Source organism: uncultured Pseudosulfitobacter sp., from assembly GCF_963976325.1.
Lineage (GTDB): Bacteria > Pseudomonadota > Alphaproteobacteria > Rhodobacterales > Rhodobacteraceae > Pseudosulfitobacter.
The window spans coordinates 630,236-648,907 of record NZ_CAXBJW010000002.1 but is presented as its reverse complement, the minus strand read 5'-3'; the positions used below and the strand labels follow the sequence as shown (position 1 = coordinate 648,907).

19 protein-coding genes are annotated in these 18,672 nt (G+C 61.4%); 13 read left to right on the top strand and 6 right to left on the bottom strand.

The window, feature by feature from the left end; genetic code table 11:
* Positions 1-36: 36 nt before the first annotated feature.
* Genes flgK through AAC077_RS10370 form a run of 3 tightly spaced genes read left to right on the top strand, consistent with a single transcriptional unit; the run spans position 37 to position 3,597 of the window.
* On the top strand, positions 37-1,491 hold the full coding sequence (gene flgK / locus AAC077_RS10380) for a flagellar hook-associated protein FlgK (RefSeq protein ID WP_339769206.1): 1,455 nt from the start codon (positions 37-39) through the stop codon (positions 1,489-1,491).
* Between the two features lie 40 nt (positions 1,492-1,531).
* Positions 1,532-2,500, top strand: a complete 969-nt coding sequence (locus AAC077_RS10375) for a flagellin (protein ID WP_339769204.1) — start codon at positions 1,532-1,534, stop codon at positions 2,498-2,500.
* A 47-nt stretch (positions 2,501-2,547) separates the two neighbouring features.
* Positions 2,548-3,597 (top strand): flagellar basal body P-ring protein FlgI, encoded by a 1,050-nt coding sequence (locus AAC077_RS10370; protein WP_339769501.1) that lies wholly within the window; start codon positions 2,548-2,550, stop codon positions 3,595-3,597.
* On the opposite strand, the gene AAC077_RS10365 is transcribed toward AAC077_RS10370, so the two are convergent.
* The 5 genes from AAC077_RS10365 to fliF form a co-directional block, all read right to left on the bottom strand.
* Positions 3,584-4,765, bottom strand: a complete 1,182-nt coding sequence (locus tag AAC077_RS10365) for a hypothetical protein (RefSeq protein ID WP_339769202.1) — start codon at positions 4,763-4,765, stop codon at positions 3,584-3,586. The genes AAC077_RS10370 and AAC077_RS10365 overlap by 14 nt on opposite strands.
* A 105-nt stretch (positions 4,766-4,870) precedes the next feature.
* On the bottom strand, positions 4,871-5,584 hold the full coding sequence (gene fliP, locus AAC077_RS10360; protein WP_339769201.1) for a flagellar type III secretion system pore protein FliP: 714 nt from the start codon (positions 5,582-5,584) through the stop codon (positions 4,871-4,873).
* A 22-nt stretch (positions 5,585-5,606) separates the two neighbouring features.
* Positions 5,607-5,900, bottom strand: coding sequence for a FliM/FliN family flagellar motor C-terminal domain-containing protein (locus AAC077_RS10355; protein WP_339769198.1), 294 nt, complete (start codon positions 5,898-5,900; stop codon positions 5,607-5,609).
* A complete protein-coding gene (locus tag AAC077_RS10350; protein WP_339769196.1) occupies positions 5,897-6,502 on the bottom strand; it encodes a hypothetical protein in 606 nt (201 codons plus the stop codon). Before AAC077_RS10350 ends, AAC077_RS10355 begins: the two co-directional genes overlap by 4 nt.
* Positions 6,499-8,118 carry a flagellar basal-body MS-ring/collar protein FliF gene (fliF, locus tag AAC077_RS10345; RefSeq protein ID WP_339769194.1) on the bottom strand — a complete coding sequence of 540 codons (1,620 nt, stop codon included), beginning with the start codon at positions 8,116-8,118 and terminating at the stop codon, positions 6,499-6,501. Before fliF ends, AAC077_RS10350 begins: the two co-directional genes overlap by 4 nt.
* A 122-nt stretch (positions 8,119-8,240) precedes the next feature.
* Here fliF and AAC077_RS10340 point away from each other — a divergent pair, with 122 nt between their 5' ends.
* The 10 genes from AAC077_RS10340 to AAC077_RS10295 all read left to right on the top strand — a co-directional run bounded on the left by AAC077_RS10340 (position 8,241) and on the right by AAC077_RS10295 (position 18,155).
* Positions 8,241-8,726 carry a flagellar basal body-associated FliL family protein gene (locus AAC077_RS10340; protein ID WP_339769192.1) on the top strand — a complete coding sequence of 162 codons (486 nt, stop codon included), beginning with the start codon at positions 8,241-8,243 and terminating at the stop codon, positions 8,724-8,726.
* 8 nt (positions 8,727-8,734) lie between these two features.
* Positions 8,735-9,139 carry a hypothetical protein gene (locus tag AAC077_RS10335; RefSeq protein ID WP_339769190.1) on the top strand — a complete coding sequence of 135 codons (405 nt, stop codon included), beginning with the start codon at positions 8,735-8,737 and terminating at the stop codon, positions 9,137-9,139.
* The gene (locus AAC077_RS10330) at positions 9,136-9,744 is read left to right on the top strand and encodes a hypothetical protein (RefSeq protein WP_339769188.1); all 609 of its coding nucleotides are present in this window, start codon (positions 9,136-9,138) and stop codon (positions 9,742-9,744) included. Before AAC077_RS10335 ends, AAC077_RS10330 begins: the two co-directional genes overlap by 4 nt.
* 68 nt (positions 9,745-9,812) lie before the next feature.
* A complete protein-coding gene (motA, locus tag AAC077_RS10325; RefSeq protein WP_339769186.1) occupies positions 9,813-10,682 on the top strand; it encodes a flagellar motor stator protein MotA in 870 nt (289 codons plus the stop codon).
* Between the two features lie 158 nt (positions 10,683-10,840).
* Positions 10,841-13,009, top strand: a complete 2,169-nt coding sequence (locus tag AAC077_RS10320) for a hypothetical protein (protein WP_339769184.1) — start codon at positions 10,841-10,843, stop codon at positions 13,007-13,009.
* Positions 13,010-13,250: 241 nt separating this feature from the next.
* Entirely contained in the window at positions 13,251-13,805 is a 555-nt protein-coding gene (locus tag AAC077_RS10315; protein WP_339769182.1) for a transglycosylase SLT domain-containing protein, read from the top strand.
* 3 nt (positions 13,806-13,808) lie between these two features.
* Complete coding sequence (gene flhA / locus AAC077_RS10310) at positions 13,809-15,893, top strand: flagellar biosynthesis protein FlhA (protein ID WP_339769180.1); 2,085 nt, start codon at positions 13,809-13,811, stop codon at positions 15,891-15,893.
* Positions 15,893-16,654, top strand: a complete 762-nt coding sequence (locus tag AAC077_RS10305) for a flagellar biosynthetic protein FliR (RefSeq protein WP_339769178.1) — start codon at positions 15,893-15,895, stop codon at positions 16,652-16,654. The genes flhA and AAC077_RS10305 overlap by 1 nt, the downstream gene beginning before the upstream one ends.
* Positions 16,651-17,739: a flagellar type III secretion system protein FlhB gene (locus AAC077_RS10300; RefSeq protein WP_339769176.1), complete on the top strand. Its 1,089-nt coding sequence runs from the start codon at positions 16,651-16,653 to the stop codon at positions 17,737-17,739. The genes AAC077_RS10305 and AAC077_RS10300 overlap by 4 nt, the downstream gene beginning before the upstream one ends.
* A complete protein-coding gene (locus AAC077_RS10295) occupies positions 17,739-18,155 on the top strand; it encodes a hypothetical protein (RefSeq protein WP_339769174.1) in 417 nt (138 codons plus the stop codon). Before AAC077_RS10300 ends, AAC077_RS10295 begins: the two co-directional genes overlap by 1 nt.
* Before the next feature lie 15 nt (positions 18,156-18,170).
* On the opposite strand, the gene AAC077_RS10290 is transcribed toward AAC077_RS10295, so the two are convergent.
* Positions 18,171-18,668, bottom strand: coding sequence for a flagellar basal body-associated FliL family protein (locus tag AAC077_RS10290; protein ID WP_339769172.1), 498 nt, complete (start codon positions 18,666-18,668; stop codon positions 18,171-18,173).
* Between the last annotated feature and the right edge of the window lie 4 nt (positions 18,669-18,672).

Sequence of the window (18,672 nt, the reverse complement as noted above, 5' to 3'; positions counted from 1 at the left end):
CACCTGACGCCCCCGCAACCCTGATCGGAGCCATCCATGTCCCTTACCGGTGCCCTGAACAACGCGCTGTCCGGCCTGTATGCCAACAGCCGCAAATCCGAAATTGTCGCGTCGAACATTGCGAACGCGGGCACTCCGGGTTTCCATCGGCGCAGCTTGGAAGTGTCGGGTGCCTTGCTGGGCGATCAGGGTGGCGTCAGGGTCAACGGGGTGGTCCGCCACACCGACGCCGCCCTGCTGTACGACCGCCGGATGAGCGGCGCGGATTTCGCCAAGAACGACGCGATGACGCAATTCCTGGCGGGCTACGAAGACCGACTTGGCACGCCGGACATCGCCTATTCGCTGACCGGCCATCTGGCGAGTTTCGAAAACGCGCTGATCACCGCCGCCAGCCGACCGGATGCCCAAGAGCGGTTGGACGGCCTTGTGATCGAAGCCAAATCCCTGGCGCAATCGCTGAAGAACACCTCTGATTCCATCCAGGACGACCGTTCGCGCGCCGACCGCGAGATCAACACACAGGTGAACACCGCCAACGATCTGCTGAAACAGTTGCAAACGATCAATGGACAGATCGCCAAGTCCAGCGGGGCCGGCCGTGACAACGCAGCCTTGCAAGATCACCGCGATACGTTGGTGGACCAACTGTCGGAAATGATCCCCCTGCGCACCGTGTCGCGCGCGCAGGGCGCCATCGCCATCTATTCGACCGGGGGCATGGTTCTGTTGGACGGAGCCGCTGCCGAAATCGGATTTGACCAAACCTATAGCGTGGCGGCGGGCATGGTTGTGGACCCCGGGGCGCTGTCCGGGCTGACGGTGAACGGCAATGCAATCAAAACGGCATCGGACACCAGCCCGCTGCGCGGCGGCAGCCTGATTGCGCAATTCGCGATCCGCGACGAACTGGCCACCGAAGCGCAAAGCCAACTGGACGCGATCGCCCGCGACCTGATGGTGCGGTTTGAAAACATCACCGAGGATACCACCCGCGCGCCGGGCGATCCGGGCCTGTTCACCGATCAGGGCAATGCGTTCGACCCTGCCGAGGAGGTTGGGCTGGCCAGCCGCATCATCATCAATGCCGCCGTGGACCCCGACCAGGGCGGCGCGTCATGGCGCATGCGCGACGGCCTGAACGCGGCAACACCGGGCGAGGTTGGCAATGCAACACTGCTGCAAGCCATGACCGATGCACTGACATTAAAGCAAACCGCCGCGTCGGGGGATTTCGGCAGTGGCAGTTTCAGCATGTCGGGACTTGCGGCCAACCTGACCTCGCAAGTCGGGTCAGACCGGTTGTTTGCCGATCAACGGCTTAGCTTTGCATCGACGCAGTTGAACGAACTGACCCAGCGCGAGCTGGCCGACGGCGTCGACACCGACGCGGAACTTCAGCGCATGATGGTGATCGAGCAGGCCTATGCAGCCAACGCGCGGATCATGCAGACCGTCGATGAGCTGATGGACATCTTGATGAGGCTTTGAACCCATGAACACAACGCTTGGCGATCTCGCCCAATCCTTCATGTTGCAACGCCGCGGTTCGGCGCTGAAACACGACATTCACCGCCTGACACAAGAGCTGTCCACAGGCCGCGTCGCCGACACCAAATCGGTGTTGGCCGGCAACTTTTCCTACCTGACCGACATCGAACGGGATGTGAAATTGCTGCAAGGCTACAAGGTCGCCACCACCGAAGCCGCACAATTTGCCGATACGATGCAGAACACCCTGGAGCGTATTCAGGACAATTCCAGCGACCTTTCCAATTCGATGCTGCTGGTTTCGACCAGCGCGGTCGAAACGGTGCTGCCCCAGGTGGTCGCAGATTCGCGTGCCAACCTTGGCAATCTGGTGTCGTCATTGAATGTCGACTTCGGCGGGCGCAGTCTGTTTTCCGGTGCTGCCACCGACACCGCCCCGCTGGCCTCGGACGCGGCCGTCTTGACCGGCCTGACCGCGGCTGTTGCCGGGCAGACAACAGCGGCCGACATTTTTGCCGCCGCACAGGCATGGTTCGACGATCCGGCCGGCTTCCGCGCCGCGGTCTATCAAGGGTCCGACACGTCCCTGTCGCCCTTTACATTGTCCGACGTGGACCGGTTGAACATCGACATCCGCGCTGACGATCCGGTGCTGCGCAACCTGATGATGAACACAGCCCTTGGCGCCATCGTTTCCGATGCCGCGCTGGGGCTGGACGGCACCGTGCAACGCGCCGTGATCGCGCAGGCCGGGCAGAATCTGTTGGGTGCACAGGACCAGATAACCAAATTGCGTGCCGACATCGGATTTTCGCAATCGCGCATTCAGAACGTCAGCACCCGCAACGCGGTCCAGTCAACGTCGCTTGAATACGCGCGCAGCGCGCTTCTGGCAGCGGACCCCTATGAAACCGCAACCAAACTGGAGGACGTGCAATTCCATCTTCAAGGTCTCTATTCCGTCACGGTTCGCCTGTCCGAACTGTCCTTGCTGAACTTCATGCGATGAAGGGGGTGTGTGCTGTCATCGCGTGGATCTGTCTGGCAGGGCTGGCAATGGCAGGTCCCGTGCGGATCAAGGATCTGGTCGAATTCGACGGCGTCCGGGGCAACGACCTTGTTGGCTATGGACTGGTGGTCGGCCTGAACGGGTCCGGCGACGGGCTGCGCAATGCGCCGTTCACCGAAGAAATCATGAGCAATATTCTAGAGCGGCTGGGCGTCAACGTAACCGGTGAACAGTTCCGCCCCAAGAATGTCGCCGCCGTTTTTGTCACCGCTGACCTGCCGCCGTTTTCACGTGCGGGTGGACAGATTGATGTGACAGTGTCCGCCATCGGTGACGCCAAAAGCCTGTTGGGCGGCACCCTGATCATGACGCCGTTGAACGCCGCCGACGGCGAGATTTACGCAGTGGCCCAAGGTACGATCATCGCAGGCGGCGTCGTCGCCGAGGCTGACGGCGCGAACGTGACCCAGGGCGTGCCAACGGCCGGCGTGATCCCATCGGGCGCGCGGGTCGAGCGGGAAATCGACTTTGACCTGTCTTCGCTCACCAGCCTGCGACTGGCGTTGCGCAATGCCGATTTCACCACCGCCGCCCGCATCGAGCGTGCGATCAACTCTGATTTTGGGCGCCCCGTCGCCTTGATGCTGGACAGTGGCACGGTGACTTTGAACATTCCACAGACCCGCATGGCATCGGTCGCGCACGCCCTGGGCCGGATCGAGAACATCGAGGTCGAGCCCGAACGCAAGGCCCGCGTCGTGGTCGATCAACAATCGGGCACCATCGTGATGGGCGAAGACGTGCGCATTTCGCGCGTTGCAGTCTCGCAAGGCAACCTGACCCTACGCATTCAGGAGGCACCGCTGGCCGTCCAGCCAAATCCCTTCGCCGAAGGCGAAACGGTCGTGGTGCCGCGGGCGCGGGCTGACATCCAGGAAGAGCCGGGAATCGGACTGGCCGAAGTGGCCGAAGGTGCGTCCTTGTCCGAAGTCATCGCCGGTTTGAACGCGCTGGGTGTGTCCCCCCGCGACATGATCGACATCCTGAAAAGCATCAAGGCCGCCGGTGCGTTGCACGCCGAATTCATCGTGCGCTAGCATCGCGCAAACGGATCTTGGGATGCAGGACGGCGGTGATGGGAGGCAGCAGCCCGAGCTGGCGAAAGCTGGTCCATGCCAGCACAAGGGCCCCAATCCCGTGACCCGTGGCCACGGCCTGTGCCATTTCAATGGCCGTTGTGGGACCAAACGCGGCGATGACGACAGCCATGATACCCAAGTTTGCGCCATATGCCGCCGCCATCCGGCGTGGCGCCACCAGAATCGACAGCATCGCAGGGCAAATGCCCAGCAGGACCGGAACCAGAGCCACCAGCAAAAGAACATGAAATGCACGCAAGCCTTCGCCGCCAATGACCTGGTGTGGGAAAATGATCGGGCCGACCATCATGGCCACCATCCCCACGGCGCCGCCGATCAGCATAACCCCCAACGACGCGCGCGCGACCAGCCCACGAAAAACCAACCTTGTCGCGGTGCGATGTGCCTCGATCAACCTTGGCAGGATCACCCTCTGCACAGCCTCAACGACCGCCGTCACCACAGCCACGGCGCATCGCACCGTAATATATATCAACGCCTGTCTTTCCGACAAAAACAGCGGCAGCAGCAAAACATCCTGCCAGCGCACCACGGCGGCGTGGGCCAATTCCGCGGGGGCGGGCTGAAACGCCACGCACCGATCACGCGGCAAGCTGACCAGCATTACTGCCACAGCGGTCAATCCGGCGAACACTGCCCCAAGCAAATACAGGCCGATCGTCAACGGCATCCAAAGGCTGAGAACTGCGCCAATCGTGGTGCTGGCCGCCAAGCATACCGCCAGAACCAATGTCGGACGGGATGACAGCCCCGCACCCAGACCGGTCAGCACCGTTGCGGCCAGTGCCATGATTGCCAAGGCAACACTGTCACTGCGCGAAAACCACATCAGCGCGATGGCCACAACACCACCTGCAGTCAGCAGTTTTGCAAGACCTATGATCACCCACAAATCCCTGTCCCGCCGCATATGCGCCTTTCGCGGCATCCATGCTGCCTGCGCGGTTGTGGCGACAAACACCATCGCGCCGCTGCACCACAGGATCACGCCTGCGTCAGACCCCTGCGCGCAGTTGATCACCACAATGGCCATGCCAAACACGACAAACGACAACACGGATGTGTTGCGCGGCAACGGTCTGCCGCATTCATTGCTCACGCCCATAATTCACCCCATTCCAATCCCGGAACAGGTTTAAGCGAGAGCCTGCTTTCAAAAGCCTAATAGATTAGGGCTTTGTTCAGACAGTTTTCATCTGATTGTCGCGGATCAAAAATAGCTGCGTACCAAGGACCCCGCAATCAGCGCCCAGCCATCCGCTATGACGAAAAACGCCAGCTTGAAGGGAAGCGACACAATGGCCGGGGGCACCATCATCATGCCCATGGACATCAGCACCGCCGCCACGACCAGATCAATGATCAGAAACGGCAGAAAAATCAGGAACCCCACCTGAAACGCGCGCGCAATTTCAGACAGCAAAAACGACGGGATCAATACCGACAAAGGTGCCTGGGGCGTCAGTGCAATGCCCGCCGTATCCGGGCGCAGGTCCGCCATGGCGCTGAACGTATCTGCGTCCATTCGACCGGCCATAAAGCTGCGAAACGGCTCTAACGTGCGGACAAAGGCGGTTTCTGCGTCGATCTCTTCGGTCGTCAACGGTTGCAGGCCGTTCTCCCACGCCTGAACAAAGACAGGTTCCATCACGAAATAGGTCAGGAACAAAGCAAGGCTGACAATCAGCATATTCGGCGGCGATTGCTGCAATCCGATTGCCTGCCGCAGGATCGACAGAACCGTCACCAGAAACGGGAAGCAAGTGATCATGATGGCAAGCCCTGGCGCAAGGCTCAGCACCGTGATCAAAGCGAACAGTTGCAAGGTGCGGGCGCTTATTGATCCATCGTCGCCCAGCGAAATCGACAAATCCTGTGCCTGCGACACTGCTGGCACCGTGAAAAACACCAGTGTCAGAGCCACAAGAACCGCTGTGCGCAAGAGACTAGATGCCACCGGACAGATCAACGATTTCCAGCAAACGCACCGCCAGTTGCCCCGTTTCGCTCCCTTCCGCCTCTTCCAGAGTGCCCCGTGCGATCAAACGATCGCCCACATACAGATCGACAGGGTCATCAATGCGCCGGTCCAGTTTCAGCACCGCATTCTTGCCCAGCATCACCAGATCGCGCACCAGCGGACGGGCCTTGCCGACTGAAACCGTTATGTCGATGGGCACGGCAGTGAAAGGGTTAGTGCCGTCAGAGGCAAACGCCGTCTGGTCCGGGGTGTCGGTCATGGTGTCAGGTCCTTTTTCATGTGCTGGAGAAAGCCCGCCATCGCGGTGGAGATGCCCAGGATCACCTGGTCTAAATCAATTTCGCGTTCTTCCGCGCCGACTTGCAGAACGACCTGCGCGGGGCCCAGATCGCTGTTGGGCACGCAGACAAAGGGGGGCGAAATCGCACCGTCAACAAGCTCTTCAAGCGCATCCAGATTTTCCTTTGTCGCTTCGATCCGAACGGATTGATCGGCGGACTTGCGCAGCATCTCGGTCAATTGCTCGACCACCTGCGCGCCCAATGTGGCCTGTGCGGCCTCGGGCAGAAGCTTGGTCATAATATCGGTCAGAACGGGTTGCATCGCCTTGATCAGCCCCGCCCGCGCTTCGTGATAACCAAACGAGATGTCCTGCAACCCGGCGATGAAGCTGTTGGCCGCTTCGGTGCGGCTGCCCGACTGCGCCTTCAGCGCGTCCTCCCAGCCAGCGGAATAGCCGCGTTCGAAAGATTCCAGTTTGATATCTTCCAGCGTGTCCTGGCTGATTGACGCAGGCAGGACAGGCTCGTCCGTCTCGGTACTGTCGCCAAAGTCGCGATACAGATGCATCAAAGAGGTCATGCGCTTTCTTCTTTCTCTTCCAGCCACGAGCGCAGGATTTCAACGGTTTCTTCCTGACGCTCGCCAATCATCGACCGCAGCCGGTCCACCGGGTCCTGAGTTCCGCCCATGCTGCCCATGCCGCCCATCTCGCCCATGGACCCGCCCAGCATCGGCAGGTCAGGCAGGCCGCCTAGATCGCTCGCGATTTCGCCGGTCAGGGACGGCAACGGGTCTGCTGCGTCATCCGGCGCGGGGGCGGGCAACTCTTTTGATGTTGCCGATTGCGGGCCGGCGGGGGTGCGTGACAGAACCGGCCGGACCACGAACAGCCCCAGGATCAGCGTGACCAGTGCCAGAACCGCCATCTGGATTGCCGACATCACATCCAGGTCAAAGTGATCCAGAACCGATGTGCTTGCGGCGGTTCCGGCGGGTTCCACGCTTTGCAATGACATGGATTTCAACGTGATTATGTCGCCGCGCTGTTCATTGTAGCCGACCGCCGAAGACACCAGTTCGCGCAGGGCGTCCATTTCCGCAGCCTCGCGCGGCGTTTGTGTGACGGTCCCATCGGCGGCCACCTGCGTCACATCATTGACCAGAACCGCGACGGTCAGCCGTTTGATCGCGCCGGGTGCCTTGATGATTTCACGTTCGGTTTCAGACACTTCATAGTTGATCCGTTCGCGGGTTTCCGAATTTTGCGATGACGAGCTGTCGCCCCCCGCCGCATCGCCGTCCGGCAAGTTCGACGCGACGGTCACATCGCCACCGCCCGCGTCAGTCGCGGTGTTGCTGGTTTCCTGCGTGTCGGTCGAGATGGCAACGCGCCCTTCGGGGTCAAAGCGCCGCTCGCGGATCGCTTCGGATTCGGTGACCGTGTCCACGCTGACCTCGACAATAGCATTGCCGAACCCCACGCGCGCCTCAAGCAGCCGTTCGACCCGTTCGCGCAGCATCTGTGCCTTGTCGTCGCCGCCCACCGCTGGCGCGGTTTCTTCGGCGCTGCCGATCAGGTTGCCGTTGGCGTCGATCACGGCCACATCGTCGGGCGACAGGCCCGCGATGGCCGAGGCCACCAGATACCGCACCGCCTTGGCCTGTGCGGCAGAAATGGACCCGCCGTTGGGAGTGACCGACACCGATGCCGTTGGTGTCACGCCGCGCTGGAACGGGTTTGATCCGGTTGTGGCAATGTGCACGCGCGCCATGGAAATGTGCGGGCTGGACACGATGGTGCGGGCCAGTTCGCCCTCTTTCGCGCGCCAATAGGCCGCATCGAACATCTGGCTGGTGGTGCCGAATCCCGACAGGCTGTCCAGCAGTTCGTAGCCCTGGTTCGAATTCGTGGGCAACCCTTCCGATGCCAGGGTCATCCGCAGTTGGTCCCGGTCTTGCGAATCGACAAAAATCGACCCGCCGCGCACATCGAACGTGGCACCACGCGCTTCCAGTGCGCGCACAACCTCGCCCGCCGCACCGTTTTCAAGGCCTGCGTAAAGCAAGGTCATACTGGGCGCGGTGGCCATACGGGACATGGCCAGAACCGCAAAGAACATGGCCAGCGTCGCCCCGATAACAGTGATCTGGCGTCGCAGGTCAAGACCCAACCAGACATTCAGTAATTGCTGCACAATCGCCTCCGTCATACCGGGCGTTCTGCCCGGCGTTGGCACCACAAATGACGGATCAGGCTTAACAATCGGTTAGTTCCTGACGGTCTATACAGATTTCGAATTGATCGAATGGACCCAGCATGGCCGACACCGCTTCCGAACCAGACGAACCGCCAAAGAAAGCGTCGAAACTGCCTTTGATCCTTGGGCTTCTGCTGGCTTTGGTCGGTGGCGGCGGCGGGTTCTATGCGACGTTCTCGGGCCTGTTGATGGGGGGCGAATCGCACGAAGAGGCCGCGCATGAACCCCAGGTCGAGGGGCTGCCGGACGTGGCATTTGTCCCTGTGGAACCGATGATCGTGTCCCTGACACCAGGGGTTACGAATCAGCATTTGCGCTTTCGGGCCAATCTTGAGGTGCCAAGCCAGTATCAACAGGATGTCACCCTGCTGCTGCCGCGCGTGGTCGATGTGTTGAACGGCTATTTGCGCGCGCTTGAACTGCGCGATCTGCAAAACCCGGCCTCGCTGACACGGCTGCGCGCTCAGATGCTGCGGCGGATCCAGATTGTCACCGGCGAAGGGCGGGTCAGCGACCTGCTGATCATGGAATTTGTGTTGAATTAGGGGGATTTATGGAGCTGATTGCAGATATTTTACTGATCGCAGGTGCCTTGGGGGCGGGATTTTACTGTTTCATCCTCGGGCGGCGGCTCAAGCGGTTTAACAGCCTGGAAAAAGGTGTTGGCGGTGCGGTTGCAGTGTTGTCATCGCAGGTCGATGACCTGACAAAAACCATGACGGCGGCACAGGACACCGCAGCGCAGTCGGCACAGACGCTTACGGATCTGGCCGCCCGGGCCGAGGCGATTTCGCGCCAGTTGGAGTTGCAGATGGCATCGCTTCACGATGTGCCTGACACGCCCGAGCAAAAACCCCAGGTCAACGAAACGCCAAAGGATGTGCCCCGCGCCGATCCTGCGCCCGCGACCCCTTCGGAACCCATGTTTATGCGACACACTGCCGGAGGCCGCGCATGAAGACCTTTCTAAGATCCCGTCGACCCGGCAAGGGGGCTATCCTGCTGATCGCGGCATTGCTAAGCGGATCGGCGGTATTGCGCATCCTGTCGGGAGCTTCGGTGGCGTTGGCAAACAGCGATGTCACGCCGCGCCCCTTGCCCGAGCAGGCACAGGTCGAAACCGCAGATCTGGGCCGCGCCACCCCGCCGTCGCGGGCCGAAATGTCGACCCTGCTTCAGGCCCTGCTGGACCGCGAGGCGCGCGTTGAACAGCGTGAAACCCAGATGGACGTGCGGGAAAAGGCGCTGACCGTGGCACGCGGCGAAATCGAACGCAGGCTAAAGGTGTTGGAAGACACCGAGGCCCAGTTGCGCGCCACCCTCAGCCGCGCAGATTCGGCAGCCGAAGATGACGTGGCACGCCTGACCACGGTCTACGAGAACATGAAGCCGAAGGACGCCGCAGCCCTGTTCGAGGAAATGGAGCCCGAATTCGCGGCCGGTTTTCTGGCACGGATGCGCCCCGATGCGGCGGCCAGCGTCATGGCGGGCCTGAAACCGCAAACAGCCTATACCATCAGCGTCATTCTGGCCGGTCGCAACGCCCGCGCACCAAAAACCTGATTGCGTAATGATCCTTTCTTAACCTGCCTTTGGCACAGTGGGCGCCATACGTTTTATCGGGGAAACACATGATTGGTATCATCGGGATCATTACGATTTTTGCTATGGTCTTTGGCGGCTATCTGGCTGCCGGCGGCAAGATGGCCATCATCATCAAGTCGCTTCCGTTCGAAATGATGATGATCGGCGGCGCGGCGGTGGGGGCCTTCCTGATCTCGAACAGTATTTCAGAGGTGAAACACACGCTGAAAGACATGGGAAAGGTGTTCAAGGGGCCGAAATGGAAACATCAGGATTATCAGGACCTGCTGTGCCTGCTGTTTGAACTGATACGTCTGGCCCGGCAGAACCCCGTAGGGATCGAGGAACATATCGAAGCGCCGGAAGAATCGTCGATATTTTCGCGCTACCCCAAGATCATCGCCGACAAGGAGGCCACCGCGCTGATCTGTGACACGATGCGGTCGGCGTCGATGAACTATGACGACCCCCATCAGGTCGAAGAGGTGTTGGAAAAACGGATCGAGGCGAACCTGCATCACGCGATGCATTCCAGCCACGCCTTGCAGACCGTGGCCGACGGTTTGCCCGCCCTTGGCATCGTTGCCGCTGTTCTGGGTGTGATCAAAACGATGGCGTCGATCGACCAGCCGCCCGAGGTGTTGGGCAAGCTGATCGGCGGCGCGCTTGTGGGGACCTTTCTGGGCGTGTTCCTGGCCTATGGTCTGGTCGGCCCTTTTGCGGCCAAGGTCAAAGTCGTGATCGAAGAAGACGCGCATTTCTACCAGTTGATCCGCGAAGTGCTGGTGGCAAATCTGCACAACCACGCCACCAATATCTGTATCGAAGTGGGCCGCCAGAACACCCCGTCGCACTGCCGCCCCAGCTTTTCCGAACTTGAGGACGCGCTGAAAGCCGTCAAGCAGAGCGCCGCATGATCCGTCTGTGCCTGATACTCTGGGCGCTTATGGCAAGTGCCGTACAGGCGCAAGAGATCACTGTGCGCTCGGGGGAACATGACAATTTTACCCGACTTGTATTTAATGTGGCTTCCGACTCGTCCTGGTCATGGGCACAGGAAGGTGCGCGCCTGACCATGACGTTCCCCGATCACAGGGGTGGTTTTGACATTGGACAGATTTTCGATCGGATCGACCGAAGCCGCGTTGCCAGCGTATCGGAAACCCAGACCGAACTGGTGGTAGAGCTGGCCTGCGATTGCACGGCAACTGCCTTTGCCAGCGGGTCCGACATGGTGGTTCTGGACGTGTCCGGCTCCCCTGACCAAACCCGCGGGCCTGTGTCTGACAGGAAACCACCCGCGTCAGCTCGGGACGCTGTAATCCTGGGATTTGGCGCGACCCTAACCGGGCCAGTTGCCCCCCGGTCCGTTACGTTTGCGGCCGATGCCCTGCCACTGCCCGCGCTTGCGGAAATTGACCCCGCCCCTCTGCCCCCAACCACGCCACGGCCGGCGTCCCTGCCAGACGCCTTGCCGGTGCCCTTCGACATCGGTGATGCCCAAGGGCACTTGGCGCTTGAGGACGCCCAGGGTCGCCTGAGCCGCGAGGTTGCGCAGGCGGCCACCCGGGGTGTGTTGAAACCGAACGGTCAAGCGGTCTCGCTCCCTGCGCCTGGCGGGCGGCCTCATATTGATACGACTGTGTTCGAGGACCCGCCGCTGCCGATCGAAAACGGCGCTGACACCAACGCGCGTGAAACCATTCGGATCACCACAAGCATGGACTTCCAAGGCAGCGCGCTGCCATCCGAGCTGACAACCTCGCCCTATGGACCGGGCTGTATTGATCCCGACGTTGTCAATATCGCCACCTGGGCCGACGACCGCCCAATGCCCGCCCAGATCGCCGAAGCGCGCAGGCCGCTATACGGCGAGTTTGATGCACTGAACCCCAGCGCGGCTGAAAAGCTTGGCCGTCTTTACCTGCATTTCGGTTTCGGCCCCGAAGCCGCGCGCACGTTGCAGTTGGACCCGACCTTGTACACTGCCAGCGGTATCTTGCTGGAGATGGCCGACATCATGGAGTTCGGCCACGTTCGCGCCCCGCAGGTGTTGCCACCTTACGTGCAGTGCGACAGCGCGCTGGCCCTGTGGGCGATCCTGTCGCTGGACCCGGTTCCGACAACAACCGTGATCAACACCCGTGCCGCGTTGCGCGCGCTGAACGCGCTGCCTGCGCATCTGCGCAATGTCCTGGCGCCCGAACTCAGCCGCCGTTTGTTGGCCTATGGCGACAAAACCGGCGCAGCCACCGCGTTGCGCAGCGTCGAACGCCTGCCCGGGGCGGTTTCGGACGATACCAAGATGGCGCAAGCCGATCTGGATCTGGCCAAGGACCAGTTGCCCCAAGCGCAGGAAAAGCTGGATCAGGTCGTGGCCTCGAACTCGGCGCAATCGGCGCTGGCGCTGATCAAGACAGTTACCGCGCAAATCGAACAGGATCTGCCCATATCGCCAGACACCGCCTTGCTGGTCGAAGCCTATGCGCTGGAACTGCGCGACGATCCTTTGGGATCGGACCTGCGCAAGTTGCAGGTGTTGGCCCTGGCCCGGTCAGGCCAATTTGAAAACGCCATGGCCGCGATTGATGTCCTGCCGCGCGCCCAACGAACATCTGAGCACGCAGTGTTGACCGACCATGTGATGGCCGAACTGACGGATCAGGGCGACGACATGACCTTTTTGGACATGGTGTTCGACCTGCAAGCCGACCGTGCGCTGGACGTGACACAGATCACAAGGCAGGCCATCGCAGACAGGCTGCTGTCTCTGGGGTTTGCGACGGCGGCAAGCACCGTGATTGAACAGGTGCAGATCGCACAACCCAGCGATGCGGTGCTGTTGTTAAAAGCGCGGATTGCCCTGGCGTTGAAACAGCCCGGTCTGGCGCAAGCGCATCTTCTGGGCGTTACCGGAGAGGATGCTGATATGTTGCGGGCCCGGGCTTTGACGCTCAAGGGCGATCTGGCAGATGCCAGCCAGTTGTTCACCGCTTCGGGGGACACCGACATGGCGCAGACCACTGCTTTTCTGGCCACCGACTGGCAGGACCGCGTTCCGGATGATGCACCCTTGGTCGGACCACTGGCGCGGCTTAGCAAAACACCGCTGGGGGCGGATCCCGCCCGCGACGGAATGCTGGCCCGCAGTGCCGCCGCGCTGGACGAAAGTGCAGACGCGCGCAGCTATATCGACAGCCTGCTGCGCGCCCCTATGGACGATGCGCCCGCACCGGAAAGCTGATTTTTGGCACAAACCTTCCCGATGCTTACACAAAATAAACCACCCCGCCCGTACAGTTAAAGCACCTTTTACCACTGACGGGACCGACAGAATGTCGTTGATCACTCGGGCGCAATCACGCGCTATTTTTTCCATTCTGTGTTGCCTCCTGTGCCAAATCCCGCAGGCACAGGCGACCCCGCAAACCGTGTGCGATACTGCCGCTGCAACAGTCGCTGCCGAAACCAACGTGCCCTTGTCAGTGCTACGCGCTATCACCCGCGTCGAAACCGGGCGCGCCCGTGACGGCACTCTGGCACCCTGGCCATGGACGGTGAACATGGAAGGCGTCGGCAAGTGGTTCGCCACGGAAGACGCCGCGCGTGCCTATGTGTTCAAACGATTCAAAGCCGGTGCGCGCAGCTTTGATGTCGGATGTTTCCAGATCAACTACAAATGGCACGGACAGGCCTTTGCCTCGATCGAAGAGATGTTCGATCCTGTGAAAAACGCCCGTTATGCCGCACAGTTTCTCGGCACCCTGCACGCCGAGCTTGGGTCCTGGTCAAAAGCTGCGGGCGCCTATCACTCCCGCACGAAAAAATACGCCGACACCTATGTGGCGCGTTTTGACAGCGTTCACGCTGACCTTGCGCCCCAATCAGCCACAGCCGCGCCGCCGCCCGCCGACACGGGCGGCACGAACGGCTTCCCCTTGCTGGTGCAAACCGGTTCAACCGCACGTCTTGGGTCGCTGGTTCCACTGGCGCAGACCACCACCGCGCAGCCTTTCGCGCTGCTGCAACGCGGGGGGTAGGGCATGAAACCATTTAATATGAATGCCGTGTTCAACCCCACCGTTCTTCTGGCGGTGGCGTTGATGGCGATCATCGTGATGATGATCCTGCCGATGCCCGCATGGGTGCTCGACATCGGGCTGGCGGCGTCCTTTGCGCTGGCGATCCTGATTTTCACCATCACGCTGTTTATTGAAAAGCCGCTGGATTTCTCGGCCTTTCCCACGATCCTGCTGGCGTCGCTGATGCTGCGATTGTCGCTGAACGTGTCGTCGACGAAGCTGATCATCGGGCAGGGCCACACCGGCACCGGCGCTGCCGGGGACGTGATCGAAGGCTTCGCACAGTTCATCATGGGCGGCAGCGTGTTTCTGGGGCTGGTGGTGTTTTGCGTTCTGCTGATCGTCAACTTTATGGTGATCACCAAAGGTGCGGCGCGCATGGCCGAAGTTGGCGCGCGCTTTGCACTGGATGGGATGCCCGGCAAACAACTGGCCATCGACAGCGACATGAGCGCGGGCGCCATCGACCATGTCGAAGCCAAGGAACGGCGGGAACGCGAACAACAGGAAACCACGTTCTTCGGCTCGCTCGACGGGGCGTCGAAGTTCGTCAAAGGTGATGCTGTTGCGGGGCTGCTGATCACTCTGATGAACCTTGTGGCCGGGCTGGTCATGGGCATCGCCGTGCACGGAATGCCGCTGTCCACCGCCTTTGAAACCTATGCAATTCTGACCGTGGGGGACGGGCTGGTCAGCCAGATTCCGGCAGTGATTATTTCGATCGCCTCGGCACTGCTGCTGGCGCGGGGCGGCGCGCAGGGGGCAACCGATCTGGCAGTGTTTGCGCAGCTTGGCAAACACCCTGCCGCGCTGGCCACGGTGGCCGTGCTGATGGTGATGTTTGCCTTGTTTCCTGGCCTGCCTTTTTTGCCCTTCGTTCTGGGCGCGGCAGGGCTGGGAACCGCGGCATACATGATGCGCCGCAAACTGCGCGCCGAAGCCGCGCGCCCCGAGATTGTCGAGGACATGCCCGATCTCCCGCGCGAGCGGCGCTTGGGCGACATTCTGGAGCTGGACGACATCCACGTCGAATTTGCGCCCGATCTGGTCAACATGGTTCTGGACCCCGGCACCGGTCTGGATGCGCGCATAGCCAATATGCGCACCCATGTGGCCTCGGTCTTTGGTCTGATCCTGCCGGAAATCCGGCTGACCGATCACCCCGGCCTGCCCACGGGCACCTATGTTCTGCGCATTCAGGGCGTGGAACAGGCCCGCGCCATCCTGCAACCCGACCAGATTTTGGCCCTGAAACCGGAAGAGCCTGCAACCCTGCCTGCCGGTCAGGACACGGTTGAACCTGTCTACGGCGCGCCCGCCCGTTGGGTCAGCGAACGCGATCAGGAAAAGGCATCGCTGGCCGGTGCGACGCTGGTCACGCCAACCGAAATTCTGGCGACCCACCTCCTTGAAATCGTGAAACGCAATTTCTCGCGCTTGCTGACGCTGAAATCGTTGCGCCGGTTGCTGGCCGAGATGGTCAATGTCTCGGACCCCGCGCGGGCCGAGGCGAACCGCAAGCTGCTGGACGAGCTGATCCCCGACAAGGTGCCGACCGACGTTTTGCACGCGGTGCTGCGGCTGTTGCTGGACGAACAGGTGTCGATCCGCAACCTGCCGTTGATCCTGGAAGCGACCGCCGAAGCACGCGGCCAGAACGCCATGCCCGAGGCGATCTGCGAACACGTACGGCAGCGTCTGGGCTTTCAACTGGTCGCGGAAATGCGGCGCGCGGATGGAACATTGCCGTTGGTGCAACTGGCGCCCGAATGGGAAGACACCTTTGCCACCTATCAGGTCGATGCCGAGCGGGGGCTGGACATCGCTCTGCCGCCCGACCTGTTCAACACGCTGGCTGACAACATGTCGAACAAATTGGCCGACGCCAGCCGCGACGGTATTTACGCCGCGGTCGTGACCAACACCAGGCGCCGCCGGTTCCTGCGCACCGTCATGCGCGCCAAGGGGATCAGCAATCCGGTCTTTTCGTTCGAGGAAATCGGCGTCGACGCACGGCCCGCTTTGGTCGGTGTCGTGGCCGCCTGATGCAGGCGCTTGTCGAAATTCTGAGCGATCAGGCCTGGCACGGGTTTATCGTGTTTTTGCGCGTTGCAGCCATGGCGTCGCTGCTGCCGGCCTTTGGCGAAGAAACCGTGCCTGCGCGGATCAAACTGGGTGTTGCGCTGGCCTTTACGCTGATCGTGGCCCCCGCCGTGTCGCACAGCGCCCCGGCCCCCGGCCTGCCTGCGCTGGCCCTGCTGGTCCTGACCGAAGCCCTGGCAGGGCTGGTGCTGGGCATTGGCATACGTCTGTTCATTCTGGCCTTGCAAACCGCCGGTGCCATCGCCGCCCAATCCACGTCGCTTTCGCAAATCCTGGGGGGTGCCGTGCGTGATCCGCTGGCCGCCATCGGCTATATCCTGATTGTCGGTGCCTTGGCTCTGGCGGTGATGGCCGGGCTGCATGTCAAAGCCGCCGAGCTGGTCATTTTATCCTATGACATCATGCCCATAGGCGTGTTTGCAGGGGCGTCGGACCTGTCCGATTGGGGGCTGGACCAGATCCGCCGCGCGTTTTCGCTGGCCTTCACCCTGGCTGCGCCCTTTATCCTGGTGTCTGTTCTGTACAACCTTGCGCTGGGGGCCATCAACAAGGCGATGCCGCAGCTTATGGTCGCCTTCGTCGGCGCCCCGGTGATCACCGCCGGGGGCCTGCTGATCCTGTGCGTCAGCAGCCCGCTGATTTTGACAGTCTGGCTGGACGCGCTTGATGCGTTCATGGCAGCCCCGTTTCAGGCCGTGCCATGAGCGGGCAGGACGACGATACCGAAAAGTCCTTTGATCCGACGCCGCAGAAGCTGCAAAAGGCGCGTGAAAAGGGTGAGTTTGCCCGCTCGCAGGATCTGAACACCGCAGCCGCCTATGCTGGCTTGACGGTGGCGCTGTTGATCGCCGGGGCTGGTGCGGTTGCGGGGCTTGGCACCGCGTTGATGACCTTGCTGGATCAGGCCGACCGCCTTGCGCCACTGTTCGTCACCACCGGCAGCAGCCCTGTGTTCGCAGGCTTGCTGGGCGATGCGGTTCTGGCCATCGCGCCCATTTTCGCCATTCCGGCCCTTGCCGTGGTTCTGGTGATCGCCGCCCAGCGCGGGTTTGTCTTTGCGCCGTCCAAGCTGGAACCCAAGCTGTCCAAAATCTCGATCATCAAGAACGCAGGCAACAAATTTGGCCGCAACGGCCTGTTCGAATTTGCAAAAAGCTTTGTCAAACTGGTGATCTATTCGTGCTGTCTGGGGGCATTTCTCAAAGCGCGCGCGCCGGAAATGGTCACAGCTGTGAACAGCGGGCCACGCACGGTCGTGCTGTTGTTGGCCGAATTGTGCATCGCCTTTTTGTTCGTGGTGGTGCTGGTGTCGGTTGCCATTGGCGGCATCGACGCGATCTGGCAACACTTTGAACACATCCGCAAAAACCGGATGTCGCGCAAGGATTTGCAGGACGAAAACAAGGAATCCGAGGGCGATCCCCACCTGAAACAGGCGCGCCGGCAACGCGCGCAGACCATCGCCATGACGCAGATGATGGCGGATGTACCAGATGCGGACGTGATTATCGTCAACCCGACCCACTATGCGGTGGCGCTGAAATGGTCGCGCAAGGCCGGGACCGCGCCCACCTGTGTGGCCAAGGGCGTGGACGAACTGGCCGCCCGCATTCGCGCAGTTGCCATGGAACACAGCGTGCCGGTGCACAGCGATCCGCCAACCGCGCGGGCGCTGTTTGCCGTGACCGACATTGGCGCCGAGGTTCCGCCCGAAATGTACCCGGCCGTCGCCGCCGCAATCCGCTTTGCCGAAGCGATGCGCCAGCGTGCCAGAACGCGGGGGTATTGATGGCAAACCTGTCTGACCTGCATCAACTGACGCGCGTTCATTACGAACGGGCGCAGCAATCGTTGAAATCTCTGGCCCAGCAAGAGGCCCTGATCCGCGCCGAATTGCAGCGTCTGTCAGAGCAAGAGCGGGCCGCCAACGCCAATGCCCCGGACAACGCGTCCATGCGGGCAATCGGGGCGGATGTGATCTGGCTGGGATGGGTCGGCCGGTCAAAGGCGCAGTTGAACATCGCGCTGGCACAGATCCTTGCACAAAAGGAGCACCACCTGGCCCGGGTCCGCACCGCTTATGGTAAAGTGCTGGTCACCCGGCAGCTTGCCGAAAACGCCGCCCGCGACCGCAGTCACGCGCGCAGCAAGGCACAGCTGGAAACGGCGCAAGAGACCGCATTGTGGCGGTCCCTTGAGAAATAGGTCCAAAGGTAGGGTTCAGTAATCCTGCCGCCCGATGTCCGCGATCAGCACATCGGTCACAATCGGCCCCATATCCTTTTGCGCCACTTCCAACAACGCCGCGCGCAGCACGGACAGGTTGTTGGCACTGGTGAATTCGCCCTCGAACCCGCCCAGATTGGCGTGGTCGAACAACACCTGTAGGAAACTGTCGCGCAGCTTGGGTTCGCGCAGGTAAACGGCGTCTTTTGATCCGATCGTCACCTCGACACTCAGGGCCAGAACCATCAGCGCGCGCACTGCTTCGCGGTCGACAATGGGCACGACGAACTGGTTGCTTAGCTTGACGTATTCCCGCTCGACCGGCCCTTCTGTTTCGTGCTCTTCGGTGTCTGACGCCTGTTCTGTGTCATGCACTTCGGCCTCGGCGTTCGGGTCCGGTTCGGGCGGTGGCGGGCGCAGGAACAGGCCCGCACCCACGCCGCTGCCGGTGCCGATCAACAGCAGCAAAACAGGCAAAAGTTTCTTGATCATCGTC